Annotated in this window: 19 protein-coding genes and 1 riboswitch; of the genes, 4 read left to right on the top strand and 15 right to left on the bottom strand. The window is 38.7% G+C overall.

Annotated elements, in window-relative coordinates; genetic code table 11:
- Positions 1–39: 39 nt before the first annotated feature.
- The 3 genes from gcvPB to gcvT are packed head-to-tail and all read right to left on the bottom strand — an operon-like array spanning position 40 to position 3,978.
- On the bottom strand, positions 40–1,518 hold the full coding sequence (gene gcvPB / locus MMB69_RS02105) for an aminomethyl-transferring glycine dehydrogenase subunit GcvPB (RefSeq protein WP_269870413.1): 1,479 nt from the start codon (positions 1,516–1,518) through the stop codon (positions 40–42).
- Positions 1,511–2,857, bottom strand: a complete 1,347-nt coding sequence (gene gcvPA, locus MMB69_RS02100; RefSeq protein WP_277447083.1) for an aminomethyl-transferring glycine dehydrogenase subunit GcvPA — start codon at positions 2,855–2,857, stop codon at positions 1,511–1,513. Before gcvPA ends, gcvPB begins: the two co-directional genes overlap by 8 nt.
- 20 nt (positions 2,858–2,877) lie before the next feature.
- Positions 2,878–3,978 (bottom strand): glycine cleavage system aminomethyltransferase GcvT, encoded by a 1,101-nt coding sequence (gene gcvT / locus MMB69_RS02095; RefSeq protein ID WP_277447082.1) that lies wholly within the window; start codon positions 3,976–3,978, stop codon positions 2,878–2,880.
- Positions 3,979–4,190: 212 nt separating this feature from the next.
- A riboswitch (glycine riboswitch) is annotated at positions 4,191–4,283 on the bottom strand.
- 180 nt (positions 4,284–4,463) lie between these two features.
- On the opposite strand from gcvT, the gene MMB69_RS02090 reads away from it, so the two are divergent.
- Entirely contained in the window at positions 4,464–6,137 is a 1,674-nt protein-coding gene (locus MMB69_RS02090; RefSeq protein WP_014458233.1) for a DEAD/DEAH box helicase, read from the top strand.
- A complete protein-coding gene (locus MMB69_RS02085; protein WP_269870417.1) occupies positions 6,124–6,948 on the top strand; it encodes a YqhG family protein in 825 nt (274 codons plus the stop codon). Before MMB69_RS02090 ends, MMB69_RS02085 begins: the two co-directional genes overlap by 14 nt.
- 23 nt (positions 6,949–6,971) lie before the next feature.
- Here the strand turns inward: MMB69_RS02085 and MMB69_RS02080 are convergent, their stop codons facing one another.
- From MMB69_RS02080 to MMB69_RS02040, 9 genes are all read right to left on the bottom strand, one after another.
- Positions 6,972–7,157 (bottom strand): YqzE family protein, encoded by a 186-nt coding sequence (locus tag MMB69_RS02080; RefSeq protein WP_013059170.1) that lies wholly within the window; start codon positions 7,155–7,157, stop codon positions 6,972–6,974.
- Between the two features lie 43 nt (positions 7,158–7,200).
- Positions 7,201–7,575 carry a competence type IV pilus minor pilin ComGG gene (gene comGG, locus MMB69_RS02075; protein WP_221784568.1) on the bottom strand — a complete coding sequence of 125 codons (375 nt, stop codon included), beginning with the start codon at positions 7,573–7,575 and terminating at the stop codon, positions 7,201–7,203.
- On the bottom strand, positions 7,565–8,002 hold the full coding sequence (gene comGF / locus MMB69_RS02070) for a competence type IV pilus minor pilin ComGF (protein WP_269870418.1): 438 nt from the start codon (positions 8,000–8,002) through the stop codon (positions 7,565–7,567). The genes comGG and comGF overlap by 11 nt, the downstream gene beginning before the upstream one ends.
- Positions 7,999–8,337 (bottom strand): type II secretion system protein, encoded by a 339-nt coding sequence (locus MMB69_RS02065; protein WP_277447081.1) that lies wholly within the window; start codon positions 8,335–8,337, stop codon positions 7,999–8,001. Before MMB69_RS02065 ends, comGF begins: the two co-directional genes overlap by 4 nt.
- Positions 8,321–8,803 (bottom strand): competence type IV pilus minor pilin ComGD, encoded by a 483-nt coding sequence (comGD, locus tag MMB69_RS02060; protein WP_223260330.1) that lies wholly within the window; start codon positions 8,801–8,803, stop codon positions 8,321–8,323. The genes MMB69_RS02065 and comGD overlap by 17 nt, the downstream gene beginning before the upstream one ends.
- On the bottom strand, positions 8,745–9,056 hold the full coding sequence (gene comGC, locus MMB69_RS02055; protein WP_013059175.1) for a competence type IV pilus major pilin ComGC: 312 nt from the start codon (positions 9,054–9,056) through the stop codon (positions 8,745–8,747). Before comGC ends, comGD begins: the two co-directional genes overlap by 59 nt.
- Positions 9,057–9,070: 14 nt before the next feature.
- Positions 9,071–10,117: a competence type IV pilus assembly protein ComGB gene (comGB, locus tag MMB69_RS02050; RefSeq protein ID WP_269870419.1), complete on the bottom strand. Its 1,047-nt coding sequence runs from the start codon at positions 10,115–10,117 to the stop codon at positions 9,071–9,073.
- A complete protein-coding gene (gene comGA / locus MMB69_RS02045) occupies positions 10,108–11,160 on the bottom strand; it encodes a competence type IV pilus ATPase ComGA (RefSeq protein WP_277447080.1) in 1,053 nt (350 codons plus the stop codon). Before comGA ends, comGB begins: the two co-directional genes overlap by 10 nt.
- A 269-nt stretch (positions 11,161–11,429) precedes the next feature.
- Entirely contained in the window at positions 11,430–11,813 is a 384-nt protein-coding gene (locus MMB69_RS02040; protein ID WP_013059178.1) for a Spx/MgsR family RNA polymerase-binding regulatory protein, read from the bottom strand.
- 261 nt (positions 11,814–12,074) lie between these two features.
- Here MMB69_RS02040 and MMB69_RS02035 point away from each other — a divergent pair, with 261 nt between their 5' ends.
- Positions 12,075–12,311, top strand: coding sequence for a DUF2626 domain-containing protein (locus MMB69_RS02035; protein WP_013059179.1), 237 nt, complete (start codon positions 12,075–12,077; stop codon positions 12,309–12,311).
- 37 nt (positions 12,312–12,348) lie between these two features.
- Here MMB69_RS02035 and MMB69_RS02030 read toward each other — a convergent pair whose 3' ends face one another.
- Complete coding sequence (locus MMB69_RS02030) at positions 12,349–12,981, bottom strand: MBL fold metallo-hydrolase (protein ID WP_028411613.1); 633 nt, start codon at positions 12,979–12,981, stop codon at positions 12,349–12,351.
- Between the two features lie 209 nt (positions 12,982–13,190).
- On the opposite strand from MMB69_RS02030, the gene MMB69_RS02025 reads away from it, so the two are divergent.
- A complete protein-coding gene (locus tag MMB69_RS02025; protein ID WP_028411614.1) occupies positions 13,191–13,367 on the top strand; it encodes a DUF2759 domain-containing protein in 177 nt (58 codons plus the stop codon).
- 35 nt (positions 13,368–13,402) lie between these two features.
- Here the strand turns inward: MMB69_RS02025 and MMB69_RS02020 are convergent, their stop codons facing one another.
- Both MMB69_RS02020 and MMB69_RS02015 read right to left on the bottom strand, forming a co-directional pair.
- Positions 13,403–14,305 carry a M14 family metallopeptidase gene (locus MMB69_RS02020; RefSeq protein WP_277447079.1) on the bottom strand — a complete coding sequence of 301 codons (903 nt, stop codon included), beginning with the start codon at positions 14,303–14,305 and terminating at the stop codon, positions 13,403–13,405.
- Between the two features lie 111 nt (positions 14,306–14,416).
- Positions 14,417–15,385 (bottom strand): ROK family glucokinase, encoded by a 969-nt coding sequence (locus MMB69_RS02015; RefSeq protein WP_013059183.1) that lies wholly within the window; start codon positions 15,383–15,385, stop codon positions 14,417–14,419.
- Position 15,386 lies beyond the last annotated feature (1 nt).

The following is a 15,386-nucleotide window of genomic DNA, read 5'->3' as shown; positions in this document are numbered from 1 at the left end:
TGTATATAGAAAAACCTCGCCTTTGGGCGAGGTTTTTTGTTAGACGTTTTGAACAGCCTGTTCTTTCTGATAGCGAAGGACTGGCTTTCTCGCTGCCAGCGTTTCGTCAAGGCGCTTCACAACCGTTGTATGCGGAGCTTCCTGTACGACTTCAGGCGTTTCTTCTGCTTCTTTTGCAATTTGAATCATCGCATCGATAAACGCATCTAGCGTTTCTTTCGACTCCGTTTCCGTTGGTTCGATCATCATGCACTCTTCTACGATAAGCGGGAAGTAGATAGTCGGCGGATGATAGCCAAAATCAAGCAGTCGTTTTGCAATATCCAATGTGCGCACGCCAAGCTTTTTCTGACGTTTTCCTGATAAAACAAATTCGTGCTTACAGTGACGGTCAAACGGAAGCTCATAGTGTTCTGCTAAACGACGCATCATATAGTTGGCATTTAGCACAGCGTTTTCCGTCACGGCTTTTAAGCCGTCTGGACCCATTGAACGAATATACGTATAAGCGCGAACGTTGATACCGAAGTTGCCGTAAAACGGCTTTACACGTCCAATTGACTGAGGACGGTTATAGTCAAAGTGATAGCCTTGTTCTGTTTTCACAAGCACTGGTTTAGGCAAATACGGAATTAAATCTGCTTTTACCCCTACCGGACCAGAGCCAGGACCGCCTCCTCCATGAGGGCCTGTAAACGTTTTATGAAGGTTTAAATGCACAACGTCAAACCCCATATCTCCAGGACGGGCTTTACTTAATACTGCGTTTAAATTTGCACCGTCATAATAAAGCTTTCCACCTGCTTCGTGAACAATTTCAGCCATTTCTAAAATATCTTCTTCAAATAACCCTAGCGTATTTGGGTTTGTTAACATTAAAGCGGCTGTATCTTCTCCTACTACGCGGCGTAAATCCTCTAAGTCCACTAAACCATGTTCGTTTGATTTTACCGTTACCGTTTCAAATCCCGCAACTGTTGCCGAAGCGGGGTTCGTTCCGTGAGCTGAGTCTGGAACAATGACTTTTGTTCGCTGCGTCTCACCATTTGCTTCATGATAGGCACGAATCATCATAAGCCCGGTCCACTCGCCGTGAGCACCTGCTGCTGGCTGAAGTGTTACTTCATCCATTCCTGTAATTTCTGTTAAATGCTCTTGTAAATCATATAAAAGTTCGAGAGCACCTTGAACCGTTTGCTCATCTTGAAGCGGATGAATATGCGCAAACCCAGCAATGCGTGCTGCTTGTTCATTCACTTTTGGATTGTATTTCATCGTACATGAACCAAGCGGATAAAACCCTGAGTCCACTCCGTGATTTCGTTTTGAAAGCGCGGTGTAATGACGCATAATATCGAGTTCTGATACTTCAGGAAGCTCAGGAGCTTCGGTACGCACATACGCTTTTCCAAGCAGTTCTTCAGCATTTACTTGCGGCACATCTAACTCTGGCAATGAATAGCCGATTCGCCCTTCTTTACTGCTTTCAAAAATAAGTGATTGATTTTGATTAAGCATGAAGATCCCCCAATTCATTTACAAGTTGGTCAATTTCCTCTTTTGTACGGAGCTCTGTAAAAGCAAGCAGCATGTGATTTTCAAGCGCTTGGTTATCACGGCTAAGATCATAACCGCCAATTATTTTTGAAGCTAACAACTGACTGTTTGCTTCTGTTACCGAAACAGGAAGCTTCACGACTAATTCATTAAAAAACGGTCCTTCAAATGCTACATTTACCCCTTTTGCCTTTAACGCTTCATATGCATAATGCGTTTTTGATAAATTTTGCAGCGCCATTTCTTTTACACCTTGCTTGCCTAAAGCTGTCATGGCAACTGATGCCGCTAAAGCATTTAACGCTTGATTTGAACAAATGTTAGAAGTCGCTTTATCGCGGCGTATATGCTGTTCACGTGCTTGAAGGGTTAAAACAAACCCTCGCTTACCGTTTTCATCTACCGTTTGCCCTACTAATCGTCCTGGGATTTTTCGCATAAGCTTAGACGTAGTTGCAAAGTATCCGCAGTGCGGGCCTCCAAATTGACTTGGAATACCAAATGGCTGTGCATCTCCAATGACAATATCAGCTCCAAATTCTCCAGGAGGCGTAAGTAAACCTAATGATAAAGGATTGCTTGAAACCACAAACATGCATTTTTCTTGATGGGTAATTTCTTCAATTTCTTTTAACGGCTCGATTTGTCCGTAGAAATTTGGATACTGGACAATAACAGCTGCCACGTCACTCCCCATCTCTTTTTCTAATGCAATCATGTCTGTTACTCCGTCTGCTGCAGGGATTTCTACCACTTCAATGTATTGACCCTTCGCATACGTTTTTAACACATCTTTTGACTCAGGGTGAACAGCCGCAGAGACAAGTACTTTTTTCTTTTTTGTTTGACCCGCACTGAGCATAGCGGCTTCTGCTAAAGCAGTTCCTCCGTCATACATAGAAGAATTAGCCACGTCCATCCCCGTTAACTCACAAATCATTGTTTGAAATTCAAAGATGGCCTGAAGTTCTCCTTGAGAAATTTCCGGTTGATACGGAGTATAGGCCGTATAAAATTCCGAACGAGAAATAACATGATCAACAATAACCGGCATGTAATGATCGTAAACTCCTGCTCCTAAAAAAGAAGCATAGTCTTTTAAATGAGCATTTTTAGCAGCCATACTATTTAATTCTTTTAACAGCTGATGCTCTGAAGCCGCTTTTTTAATACTGTATTCTCCTTGAAAACGAACGCGCTGCGGAATATCTGAAAATAAATCATCAACAGATGAAACACCAATTGCTGCTAACATTTGCTGCTGATCTTGTTCTGTCATTGGTAAATAGCGATGTAACATGTTAAATTCCTCCCCAAAGCTTACTTTGAACGTTTATAAAAAGGTGTTGAAACCACTTTTGCTTTTAAGCGTTTTTTGCGAACCTGCACTTCCACTTCTTGATCAAGCTCTGTATACTCTGCTGACAATAGTGCTAGACCGATGTTTTTCTTTAATGTCGGTGACTGTGTACCTGTTGTCACAAATCCAATTTGTTCTTCATCTGCCAATACTTCGTAACCGTGTCTTGGTATACCTTTATCAATCATTTCAATTCCTACCAGCTTACGAGGTGCCCCGCTTTCACGCTGTTCTTTTAACACTTCTTTTCCAATAAAGCTGTCTTTGTTCGTTTTCACTGCAAATCCAATTCGAGCTTCAATGGGCGTAATATCTTTTGAAAGCTCTTGGCCATATAAAGCCAAAGTAGCTTCAAAACGAAGCGTATCGCGAGCTCCTAATCCGCAAGGCAACACACCTTCATCACTGCCTGCTTCTAAGATAGCCGTCCACAAGTGAGCGGCGTCAGTTGAAGAACAATAAATTTCAAAGCCATCTTCCCCGGTGTACCCAGTACGTGAAACGAGAGCTTTTACATTCGCTACTTCTACATCATTAGCAAATGTAAATGGCTTTAATAAAGATAAATTTTCGTTCGTTAAAGTTTGTAAAACTTTTTCTGCTACAGGACCTTGTAAAGCTAGCTGCGCAGTTTCATCAGATTGATTAACGAGCGTTACATCTCCTTGTTTGTGAGACACCAGCCACTCATAGTCTTTTTGAATATTAGCAGCGTTTACGACTAGCAAATACTCTTGATCTGCTTTTTTATAAATCAGCAAATCATCTACCGTGCCTCCGTCTTCATAACACATAGCCGTATACTGCGCTTTTCCATCTACGAGGGTAGAAACGTCATTTGTCATCGTGTGCTGAAGAAAAGCTAAGCTATCAGCTCCTGTTACAAGAATTTCTCCCATATGAGAGACATCAAAAAGGCCTGCCTTTGTACGTACAGCTTCATGCTCTTCTTTAATAGAAGAAAATTGAACGGGAAGAGCCCATCCGCCAAAATCAATTGTTTTGGCACCATATTTTTGATAGATATCATAAAGCGGCGTTTTGTGTAATTCTGTTGTCATATTTATGTCCTCCTCTTTTTCACGTGAAACTTTTCATAACGGGGAGTTTTCAAATAGTGTGGGGATCACTATGTATCCAAACAAAAAAGGACAGAAAACCCCCTACTGTATTTAGTAGGAAGTCTCTGTCCTTTTCACCTGAAAGTTTACCTATAAACGAATAGGTTTGCCTCGTGGGTGGTCTATAAACGCATAGACACTCTCCAGAGCTGCGTCAAACAAGAGTCTTTTTGCCTGAGAGATTCACAATTTTATTGCTTGCTCCTTCGGCGCTACATTCAAGTAGTCTCTCCCCGTGTCGTCATTCGCTTCTATAAAGTTGATAAAGTTGGGCATACTACTGAAAGATGTATCTATCTTTATTCACACAATCATTTGTAAAGTGCTAATCTATTTTCTTTTTCAAATTTTCTAAATATATTTTTATCCTACCTGATTCTTATCATTTGTTCAATAAAAATTTTTTACAAAGGAGCATTTTTATCATGAAAGTGAAATTAAACATCGATGAAACATGGGAAGCAGCCTTCTCAACTAAATTGGAGCAAGACGGCCCTTGGTCTGCATGGGATTTGTATAAACTTGCCTATGAAATAGAAGACCAAACGCTTATCTCAGAATTTGAAGGACTACAAAGCCCAAAACATCTAGCCGATTTAACGCCGCTTCCTCATCAGCTCGAAGTAGCCAAACAAGTAGTTGAAACAATGAATGGGAAAGCCATTTTAGCAGATGAAGTAGGACTGGGAAAAACGATTGAAGCAGGGTTAATTTTGAAGGAATATATGATTCGCGGACTTGTTAAAAAAGTTCTCATTTTAGTTCCAGCTTCGCTTGTTTCACAGTGGGCTATGGAATTGAATCAAAAATTTTATATTCCCGCAGTCCCTCAAAGAAAATCATATGTGTGGGATCAGTGTGACATCGTTGTGTCTTCAATTGATACAGCAAAACGTTCTCCTCATCGAGAAATTGTCCTTGAACAAGACTACGACCTCATCATCATTGATGAAGCTCATAAACTTAAAAACAACAAAACAAAAAACTATGAATTTGTGCAAAGTCTAAAAAAGAAATTTTGTCTGTTGTTAACCGCAACACCGATTCAAAATCGAATTGAAGAAATTTTTAACTTAGTCTCTCTTTTAAAGCCTGGCCATCTCGGTAATAAAGACTATTTCGAAGAATTATTTTCCGCTAAAAAACGCTCTTTGCAAAACGATGAACACTTAAAAGAGCTTGTTAACAAAGTTATGATTCGAAATCGCCGCCACGATACGGGTATCGAATGGACGAAGCGAATTGTTCAAACCATTCCTGTTGAATTCTCGCCAAAAGAACGGGAGCTGTATGATGCGATTACATCTTTTAAAGGAAACGGACTCCACCCTTCAAGCGCTTTTTCAATTTTAACTCTGCAGCGAGAGGCCTGCAGCAGCCGTGAAGCGGTGTATATGACATTAAAAAACATGCTGGAACGTCAGGAAGATCAAAACAGCGCATTAACGGAACATATGATTACGCCGTTAATGGAACTACTTCAGCAAGTCCCGCAAAATGCAAAAGCAGAAAAAGTGCTAGAGCTCGTTCAGAAAATTGATGATAAAGTCATTATTTTTACTGAGTACAGAGCAACTCAACTGTATTTACAGTGGTATTTAAAACAGCATGGGATTACCTCTGTACCTTTTAGAGGCGGATTTAAGCGAGGCAAAAAAGACTGGATGAAGCAGCTTTTTGAAAGCCACGCGCAAGTATTTATTGCCACTGAAGCAGGCGGAGAAGGAATCAACCTTCAGTTTTGTCATCATATCATTAACTATGATCTACCGTGGAATCCAATGCGTCTAGAACAGCGAATTGGAAGGGTCCATCGTTTAGGTCAAAAACATGATGTTCACATTTACAATTTAGCCATTCAACATACGGTCGAAGAACATATTTTAAAATTACTGTACGAAAAAATAAACCTTTTTGAACGAGTTGTTGGAGAGTTAGATGATATTTTAACAAAGCTTGATTTAAAAAATATCGAAGAGCATATTCAGGATATTTTATTTCATTCACGGAGTGAAGGAGAAATAAAAATTAAAATGGAGAACTTGACGTCTATTATTCAATACGAAGACAGCGAGGAGGATCAGCATGCAGCAAACTGATATTCATCAATTTTTAAAGCGTTATTTTCTAGCTAATAATTGTTCTATTGTCACAGAAACATCGTCTTACCTGACGGTTCAATTAACGATTGAACTTGATAAAGAATTGATGAATCGTCCATTTTATTGGCATTATGTTGAAAAGACAGGTGGAGAAGCAAATCCTGCTTCACTCACTTTCATTACAGACCCAGCGTTTGAAGATGATTCTGTTCAAGGAGAACGAATTCATTTTGGCTCACCTAGGCTGCATCAAATTTTCGCTTCTACTCAAAAGCTAGGCGGATTTATTCACTTGTATGAACAAGTTTCATCAGCTCAGCCAACAAATCAGCCTTTACATCCTTGGCTTGCGTTAAATATTAAAGTCTCGTACAAATGTGATCGTAAAAAAGACGAGCTCTTGTCGCTTGGCATTAATTTAATCAATGGACAAATCATTGAATCATTTCATGAATTAATCATTAATCAAAATCTGTCATCTAAGATCTCAGACTATTGCTTTACTCTCTCACCTTTTATTAAACCTAAAAGTGCCATCGCACGACTCACATCATATGTGACTGACTATGTTAAAACTCAGCCAACTGAATGGGCTGAAAAAGCGCAGGAGAGATGGTATGAAGACTTAGCGCTTCTTGATCATTTTTACGAAACAGCAGAAGAGCTGCCAGAAATATATATGACCGAAAAAACAGCGCTTCAAGAACTGTACGAGCCGACTATCTTATTTAAATTTATAAACGGTGGCTTATTTTACATATCGCCTGAAACGATGTCTCGTCAATTTAATAAAACACAAGCCGGTTAAAAAAAGATGAGCATATGATATGCTCATCTTTCTTTTTTCTTTCGATACCACAGCATAAACGACAGCGGAATCATTCCAAACCATCTGTTTGCAAAAGGTGCTCGCTCTTCTTTTTTTTGAATCTTTTTCGTTTTCCTCTCTTCTTTTGGCTGATCCATATATTGTACAAATTGCTGAGTCATATATTTTACATAATCATTCGTTTTCATATAATCATCTCCTCAGCACTATTATATCCGGAGAGAAAGAGACTTAATCCGTCCACTTCACAATGTGCTGATCCTTTTTTTGAATATATGCCGTTTCCGTCAATGCTCTTCCTTGCAATGTTTGACACTTTATTTTTAGAATAATCATCTGTTCATCTTCACTTACTACTTCGTATGAAACCGTACCAGTTTCTAATACTAAAGATGCAAATGGAGATTTATTACGTTCTTTTATTTCTTTTTTTACATGTACAACCGCGTTTTCTAAAAGATGCTGCAGACGATTTTTCTGCTCTACTTCTTGATAAAATGAACTTTTCGTCACAAAATAAGTGGTTTGCTGAGCTACTAACAGAAGAAAAAGCGCACAAAATGCCAAAACAACCGGAAGAATAAATCCTTGCTCATTATGTTTCATGAGCAAACATCAAAAACGTCGTAATGGTTTCTTCTCTAACTTTGTTAACACCGTCTGTTGAACGAATCAACAGCCTTTCTTTTTGCTGTTCATACATAATATTCTTAATGTGCTGCAGCACAACTTCATGACCACTTTCATCCACTCGTCTTCTTATCTTGTCTTCGTAGCGTTCATAAGTGATGATCTGATTATTTTCCATTTTCAACGTAAGCGTAGTCGCATGAATTCCCACTTCTTTTGCTTCTCGATATTCCATCGCAAGTTGATTTACAAAGATTTCCCACTCCATTTCATTCATACTAAAGTCCGGATTATATGTTTGCTTAGCTAGCGGAATGATAATGGGGAAAAATGAAACAATGATCAAAAAAAGAGTAAAACTGACTAACATCTCTATAAGCGTAAAACCTTTTTCCCTTTTCACTTCAACATCACATCACACTTCTTTTTCATTTTCTCAGCGGAATCTGTCCATTCTACACAAAGCTTTTGAGCACTTTCTCCGTCCCACTTCAGATAAAACGCAACGTTTTCTTTTACGATTTTTTCTCGCCGTTTATATCCTGCTTCATATTTATATTTCAATAGCTCTTCGTGCAAGATAGCATCAGCTTGATACGAAACATATTGCTTCTTTTCTGCTTCCTTCATCTGAATATACAAAGGAATAATTGTACCGGTTAGGAGTAAAAGCATACTAAATGAAACAAGCATTTCTAACAAGGTGTAGCCCTGCTGACCCTTACATCTTGTCCACATAAAAACGCCCTCTGCCTATTTGAAAAGTAACTTTATATTTAAATTTTTGATTGCTGATAAAAATGGTCTTTGCTTGAGAAATATTGCCGTTTTTGTTGTATTGTATCGTGGAATTGCCGCTTCCAAATGTGATATGAATGGTGGAGTCATAGGCGCGCTTATAAAGAACGGCACGAGAATCAGAAATAATATATTCTGTTCCCTTCGGTGCGAAGTTAATTTTAATTGGAGATTCTCGGTTCATGGCTGTCTGCTGCACATAAAACGTGTCGCTTTGCAGCTGTCGCAAGAATAGTGTGATTTTGTAATATTCCACAAGCGGTCGAATAGCTACAATAATGGAAAACATCATCACTTGCACAATAAATAAAACCATCAGCATCTCAATGAGGGTAAACCCTTTTTGCTTAAGAAGAACCACTAGCTGTAACCTTTCCGGTACCGTCAATTTGAATAGCTTGGCCATTTGGACACACGGTGCCTTCTTTTAAGTAGCCTCCTGCTTCAAGCTCTTCTAGACTTGGTTTTTCGCCATTTTCAAGTTCGTATACTTGTACCTCAGCCTCTACGGTTTTGACAAGAGCTGAGCAGCCTTTGTTGTTAATAACCGTATTATGCTTTAATACATTTGGAATCATAATGAGCAAAAGCACGGTAATAACGAGCATAACAATGAGCATTTCAATAAGGGTAAATCCTTTATCACCTTTTAGAATCATACTCTTTCACCTTTCTACAAGCTCGACATCACTTCTAACATCGGAAGCATAACGGACATATACATAAGCAGAATGACAATTCCGATGAATAAAAATGTAAGCGGCTGTACATATTTTAAAATACGAAAAATAAATTGTTCCATTCTTTCCATCATAAATAGACTGTAATCATACAGTTCTTGAGAAAGCTCACCGTTCTGCTGGCCATGCACAATAACGTGAGCCAAGTCTTTTTCATAATGAGATTTACCTGAAATGATATGATCTAGTCGCATTCCTGAGGAAAGCTGATCTGTAAAAGCAAAAGCTTCCACTTGAAAAAACGGATGATGCTCTTGCTTTTGAAAAAGAGCAAAGCATTCATAAATAGATAAACCACCATTTAGTAAATTGCTCATATGAACAGAAAAAAAGTACGAGTTAAATAGCCGTGTGAACGTTCGGATAACGGGAACTCTCATAAAAAGCTGCATTTGAACTACTGGAGGCAATTTTTTAATGTAAATCACATAAAACAAATACAGGATGATTGGCATACTGATGACTGCAGGTAACACAAAAGGAAAGAACGACATCGCCTGCATAAATAAGAGGATAAACGAAGACTGCTTGTTTCCAAAGGATAAGTACAGAGCTTCAAACTGTGGAAGTAAAACCGTACTTAAAACAAATAAAATGGAAAGAATAAACAGCAGTAGCAATACGGGATATTGAACAAGCTTTTGAAATTTTTTACGATGCCTTACTTTTTCTTCAATCATTGAGCTGCTTTCTTTCAAAGCAAATTGAAGGTTTCCATGCTGTTCTGCAAAATATAAATAGCTTAGAATATCACGGTGAAACTGAAGTTTAACAAAAGCATCGTGCAAAGATTCTCCTCGTTTTAACTGTTCAAGACATTTTTCAATATCCGTTTTTTCTTTGCTAGATACTTGAAACGTCAAAAATGAAAGAGCTTGAGAAAGAGTGTAGCCTTTTTCTAAGAGCTTAGAGACCTGCTTAAGAATTTTTGCTTGCTGAGCCAGAGACCACCTTTTTTGTTTATTTGTCTTTACCCCCATCCATCTAGCGAATGCGGATATAAATAGCCTAGCGCAATTCCTTTTAGAATAACATCTCGGAGCGTCTTATAATCATAATCCGCATTTTCTCCTTTCACTTCTCTCATCACTGCGCTAAGCTCCTTGCCATAAAGCAATTCGTATATGCTGGACTGACGATGCTTCCTCATTTTCTTACAAGCAGGGTGGCATTTTCCGGAACACAGCGGACAGCGAATTTCTACAAGGCGCTGCGCAGCTACTGCTACAAGAGTCTGTTCCATTTCTTGAAAGCTAACCCCAAATTCAAGCAGCCTGTACAAAGATCCTTTTGTATCTTTAGTATGCATTGTTGTCAAAACCAAGTGTCCGGTAAGCGCTGCTCTCACAGCAATTTTGGCGGTCTCACTATCTCTTATTTCTCCCACCATGATAATGTCTGGGTCATGGCGCAATATAGCTTTTAAACCAGTCGTATACGTAATCCCTGCGCGTTCATTTACCTGCACTTGAAGCACGGTTTCACTCGGTTTTTCAATAGGATCTTCTAATGTAATAACATTCCGATTAAAAAGGTGCTTTACTTCGTGTAAAAGAGTATATAGAGTGGTGGTTTTACCTGATCCTGTAGGACCGGTAAAAATAATTAATCCATGAGAGAATTTCAAGAGAGAAATAAGCTTTTTAGTATGTTCAGGAAAAAGAGATAAATGTTTGAGAGATGTAGATTGTTGATGAGGCAAAAGTCGAATAACAAGACTTTCATCATGAGAAGTAGGAAGAGTTGATAAACGCAAATTTACTTGATAGTGATCAATGGAAGTGGTCAGTGCACCATTTTGAGGTTTTCTGCGCTGGCCAATATCCATTCCCCCTAAAAATTTAAAATGCGAAATGAGCCGTTCAGACATTTCCTTTGAAATAACCCTCTTTAAACTAAGCTCCTGGTCAATTCGCAGCTGAATCACAGCATCTTTCTTTCGGGGCACAATATGCACATCAGAACTTCGGCACTCACATGCATCTCGTATAATGTAAGTTGCAAACTGTTCAATTTCGGTCAAACGATCATCGCTCCTTTATTTGTAATAAAGATGATTGTCAAAACATCTAGAAACAGTAATTTCGACCTTTTTCGAGATTTTCCTTCTTCTTTTTTCATTTTTTATAATTTTTTTAGTATACGTTTCTTTTCTTCGCTTCAGTCCTTGTACACGATGTACAACTTCTGTACACCTCTAAACGACTACATAAAAAAAGACAACGTGATGTAAAACTCTACGCTGTCGTTTTATTCGTTATTTACTGAATTGAGCTTCTTCATCATGTACGCTTAGACAACTAGAGAAGCAAGACTTGTTTTTTTCTTAACTAGATTTTTAAGAGCAGATTCGTTATAGCCTACTACAAGCTTTTTGCCATCTGTTAAAATTGGTCGGCGAAGCAAACGAGGATGTTCAATTAATAGATTGACCACTTCTGATAGTGTCATGCTATCCACATCAACATTTAACTTTTTATATTCTTGACTTCTTTTAGCCAGAAGTTCATCCATCCCTTCTGTTGTCATAGAAAGAAGTTCAAGCATTTCCTTATGAGTAGGTGTTTCTCTAAATAGATGACGCTCTTTAAAATTTACATCTTCCTTCACTAGCCACTTTTTCGTTTTACGACAAGATGTACAGCTCGGGTACGTATAAAATTTAATTTCTTCCATATGAAACCCTCCCGTTTTTTAGTTGTAGGTTGTTTATATACATTGTACACGTTTTGTATAACTTTTGTATAGTATTTTGCACATGTTTTGTATAACTTTTTTTCTTCTGTCGTATTTCAAGGAAAAGATAGCGTTTTCAGGAAAGAAAGGATGTATTATAATGGAAAAGTATCGATATAGTTTCATAAGTGCTTTCTAGTGCTTACACAGCGATGACATTCATCATGACACTAACTAAGTTTGATAAAGGAGGAAATGGACGTGGAACGAATGTACCGTGTAATGGGGTTCTGGACAGCAATTTTCACTGTAATGTTTTACCTCGGTCACATGCATAAGACTTCTTTACTCTTTTTAGCTCAAACAGGCTTTTTTGTAATTCTTAGTTATTTAAAGCTGTCTGAAAGAATGTACATTTACGTTTTCGGAGCATATTTGACCGTCTTTTTTGTGGGGTTCACGTACTGGTCAACTTTTATGATGACACCAGGACAGTAAAGAGAAAAGCGATGGGCTTCCATCGCTTTTTGTATTCTTAAAAACCATTTAGAAAAGGATTTTGATCCATTTCGTGTCCCACAGTTGTTTCAGGTCCGTGACCGCTTAGTACAAGCGTATCTTCTGGAAGGGACAGCAATTTCGATTCGATGCTTTCTAACAGCTGAGCTTGATTACCTCCAGGTAAATCTGTGCGCCCGATGCCGCCTGCAAAAAGCGCGTCACCAGATACTACAAAGTTACCCGGTTTGAAATAATATGAAACGCTGCCAGGAGAATGACCAGGCGTTTCATACACCTCAAATTGGAATGAACCGATTGTTAAATTGCCTTCTGATGAAATAATATCGGTTGCATCTGGAGCTGTAATTTCTCCTAGGTCAAAAAATTTCGACCCGTTTAAGTCACTATTATGAAGCCATTCTTTTTCGTTTTTATGTACATAAAGCGGGATAGAGTAGTGATTCATCACCTCATCTACTCCTCCAATGTGATCGAAATGAGCGTGTGTCAGCAAAATAGCTAATGGTTTATACGTTTGTTTTTCGAGAAATTCAACGAGCTGTTTTCCCTGAGCTCCCGGATCAAAAATTAAACATTCTTTTTTTTCGTTAGCAACGACATAACAATTCGTTTGAATAGGTCCTAGCGGTATACGATGATAGTTCATAACGTGTCCTCCTTGTGTAAATTTATTTCCGTTATATGCATTATCATACACACATCATCTTATAAATGAAAGTAAGGACCTTTCTAAGCCAAAGAAGCAAAAGAAAGATTGGTTTTCATCTCGACAAACGGTTAGAAAAGTTTTACAATTGAAGGGATAAGCTAATGATAGCGCTTTAATTTTAAGTTACCTAAAGGAGGTTTCTTCGAGTGGGTCTTATGATTATTTTTGCACTAACAACATTGCTAGGCGTATTTGCAGCTATTTCATCTTTGAGAAATAAAAACATATTAGGCATTGGTTTTTCGGTACTAACATTCGGTGTATTCGGATGGTTTACCGTGATGACCATCATACATCACGGCTATCCGGCGGTACATCATTAAAAAAGCCATGCAAAGCATATGCTTTGCGTGGCTTTTTAAATAGACAGATAATCCATTGCCGCAACTAAAATAGCTTTAGTCGGATTATATACGCGCGATATTTGAGATAAAGGCAGCGGATTAATCCCTTTTCCCAATTCTAGGGTGAACCCCAGCTTTTTCTTTTCTAAAATAAACCAATCCTTAAATCCCGCGTGACTATCAATCGTTTTGACAGCTTTATAACCGCTTACCCTTTCAAAATAGCTTGCTATTTCCTCTGCTTCCTCAGGCTCTTCATTCATATACCCCCAATAAAATTCTTCTCCTTGGGTATGTAAAGCAATCACACAATCAAAATCATGACGCTCAACGAGTTTTACCATTGCCTGAGCTTCAGGTTCAGAGAGAGATTCGTAGCCTGGAAAATCTCGATAATGCGGCGCTTTAGGTTCTTTACGCTTTTTTTCGATTTCCCAATAAGCCGGAAACTGATTGTTTAAGTCCACCCCTCGGATATTTGCTTTCCAGCTTTGAAAATCCGGAAAATCTCTCCCTATTTTAGAAAGAAAAGACGCATAAGGTTCACTTACAGTAGGACCTTTTAAGACCAGGTCTACTCCGTCTGGATTAACAATTGGAACCGCAGAAAGCGTAACTTGGTTAAAAAGAGCTCTTGCTTCCTGCCCGTTCAACGCCTGGTCATAATGAAGAGCAGCTAAATAATCTTCAACAAACTGTAGAAGAACATTTGTTGTAATCCATTCATTGGCATGAAAAGACGCATTAATATGAACTTTTCTTTCTCCGTTTCCAATTAAAATATGAGGAATCGGCTTTCCAAGCACGCTGCACCCTATCCATTCAAGAGAACCATAGGGGTAGTACGTCAAAAGTGTTTGGATATCTTGTATTGTTCGCGTGTAATCGTAGGGCTTTTGGATATCTACAATTTGCATAATCTTCACTCCTTTACACTATGTATATGTAAAGATTGAAAAGATGCATGATAAAAAAGCGCTTTGACTAAATGTCAAAGCGCTTTTTTATCTCAGTTAGATTCTTGCTTATTATTCAAAATAAGATTTAACTAACCAAGCTCCTCCAATAATTCCCGCATCGTTTCCTAAAGTAGCGATTGCTAATTCAGCACCTTGCGCTACGCGAGGAAATGCAAAACGTTTGAAATAATCTCTTACCGGTGCAAGTAATACCTCGCCTGCACGAGACACACCGCCGCCTAGAACGATCTTCTCAGGGTTTAATGCATTAGCAGAGTTTGCTAGTGCTAGACCTAAATGAAAGGCAACTTTATCTACAACATGCATAGCTAACTCGTCTTTTGAACGAGCTGCATCAAATACATCTTTAGATGTAACTTGTCCATTTTGTTCTAACACTGTGCGAAGCTCACTTGGTTTGTCCGTTTCCGTTAATTCTTCCATTGTTAAACGTACAATTCCAGTTGCTGAAGCAATTGTTTCTAAACAGCCGGTTTTGCCGCAGTTACACGGTGCCCCGCCTTCAGGAATAGAAGTAATGTGCCCGATCTCACCAGCGGCTCCATTTACGCCTTGTACAATTTCACCGTTTGCAATGACGCCACCGCCAACGCCTGTGCCAAGCGTAACGCAAAGTAAATCTTTTGCTCCGTCTCCAGCACCCTTCCACATTTCTCCAATCGCTGCAATGTTTGCATCATTGTCTACTACAACAGGAAGAGAAGTTTCTACTTCCAAGATATCTTTGATAGGGAATTTTTCCCAACCTAAATTGACAGCTACTTCAATCGAACCGTTTGCAAAGTTGACAGGCCCCGGTGCACCAATACCAATTCCTACTAACCTTGATTTTACTTCTCCAAGATCGTTTAACTTTTTATCAATTGCTTTTGCAATATCTGTTGGAATTTTACGGCCTTGCTCGCTCACATCCGTATTAATTTCCCACTTGTGAATGATTTCTCCATAATGATTAATAAAGGCCATTTTTATTGTTGTACCGCCTAAATCAACTCCAACTAACCATTTGTCATCCATG

Origin of the sequence: Priestia sp. P5 (assembly GCF_029522155.1) — a bacterium.
GTDB classification, from domain to species: domain Bacteria; phylum Bacillota; class Bacilli; order Bacillales; family Bacillaceae_H; genus Priestia; species Priestia megaterium_E.
This window is presented reverse-complemented; position numbering and strand designations above follow the sequence as displayed.

Bases quoted from the DNA above. Each gene is read 5' to 3' on its own strand.
- gcvPB (WP_269870413.1), bottom strand. From the start codon at position 1,518: ATGCTTAATCAAAATCAATCACTTATTTTTGAAAGCAGTAAAGAAGGG.
- gcvPA (WP_277447083.1), bottom strand. From the start codon at position 2,857: ATGTTACATCGCTATTTACCAATGACAGAACAAGATCAGCAGCAAATG.
- gcvT (WP_277447082.1), bottom strand. From the start codon at position 3,978: ATGACAACAGAATTACACAAAACGCCGCTTTATGATATCTATCAAAAA.
- MMB69_RS02090 (WP_014458233.1), top strand. From the start codon at position 4,464: ATGAAAGTGAAATTAAACATCGATGAAACATGGGAAGCAGCCTTCTCA.
- MMB69_RS02085 (WP_269870417.1), top strand. From the start codon at position 6,124: ATGCAGCAAACTGATATTCATCAATTTTTAAAGCGTTATTTTCTAGCT.
- MMB69_RS02080 (WP_013059170.1), bottom strand. From the start codon at position 7,157: ATGAAAACGAATGATTATGTAAAATATATGACTCAGCAATTTGTACAA.
- comGG (WP_221784568.1), bottom strand. From the start codon at position 7,575: ATGAAACATAATGAGCAAGGATTTATTCTTCCGGTTGTTTTGGCATTT.
- MMB69_RS02065 (WP_277447081.1), bottom strand. From the start codon at position 8,337: ATGTGGACAAGATGTAAGGGTCAGCAGGGCTACACCTTGTTAGAAATG.
- comGD (WP_223260330.1), bottom strand. From the start codon at position 8,803: ATGGCCAAGCTATTCAAATTGACGGTACCGGAAAGGTTACAGCTAGTG.
- comGC (WP_013059175.1), bottom strand. From the start codon at position 9,056: ATGATTCTAAAAGGTGATAAAGGATTTACCCTTATTGAAATGCTCATT.
- comGB (WP_269870419.1), bottom strand. From the start codon at position 10,117: ATGGGGGTAAAGACAAATAAACAAAAAAGGTGGTCTCTGGCTCAGCAA.
- MMB69_RS02040 (WP_013059178.1), bottom strand. From the start codon at position 11,813: ATGGAAGAAATTAAATTTTATACGTACCCGAGCTGTACATCTTGTCGT.
- MMB69_RS02030 (WP_028411613.1), bottom strand. From the start codon at position 12,981: ATGAACTATCATCGTATACCGCTAGGACCTATTCAAACGAATTGTTAT.
- MMB69_RS02020 (WP_277447079.1), bottom strand. From the start codon at position 14,305: ATGCAAATTGTAGATATCCAAAAGCCCTACGATTACACGCGAACAATA.
- MMB69_RS02015 (WP_013059183.1), bottom strand. From the start codon at position 15,385: ATGGATGACAAATGGTTAGTTGGAGTTGATTTAGGCGGTACAACAATA.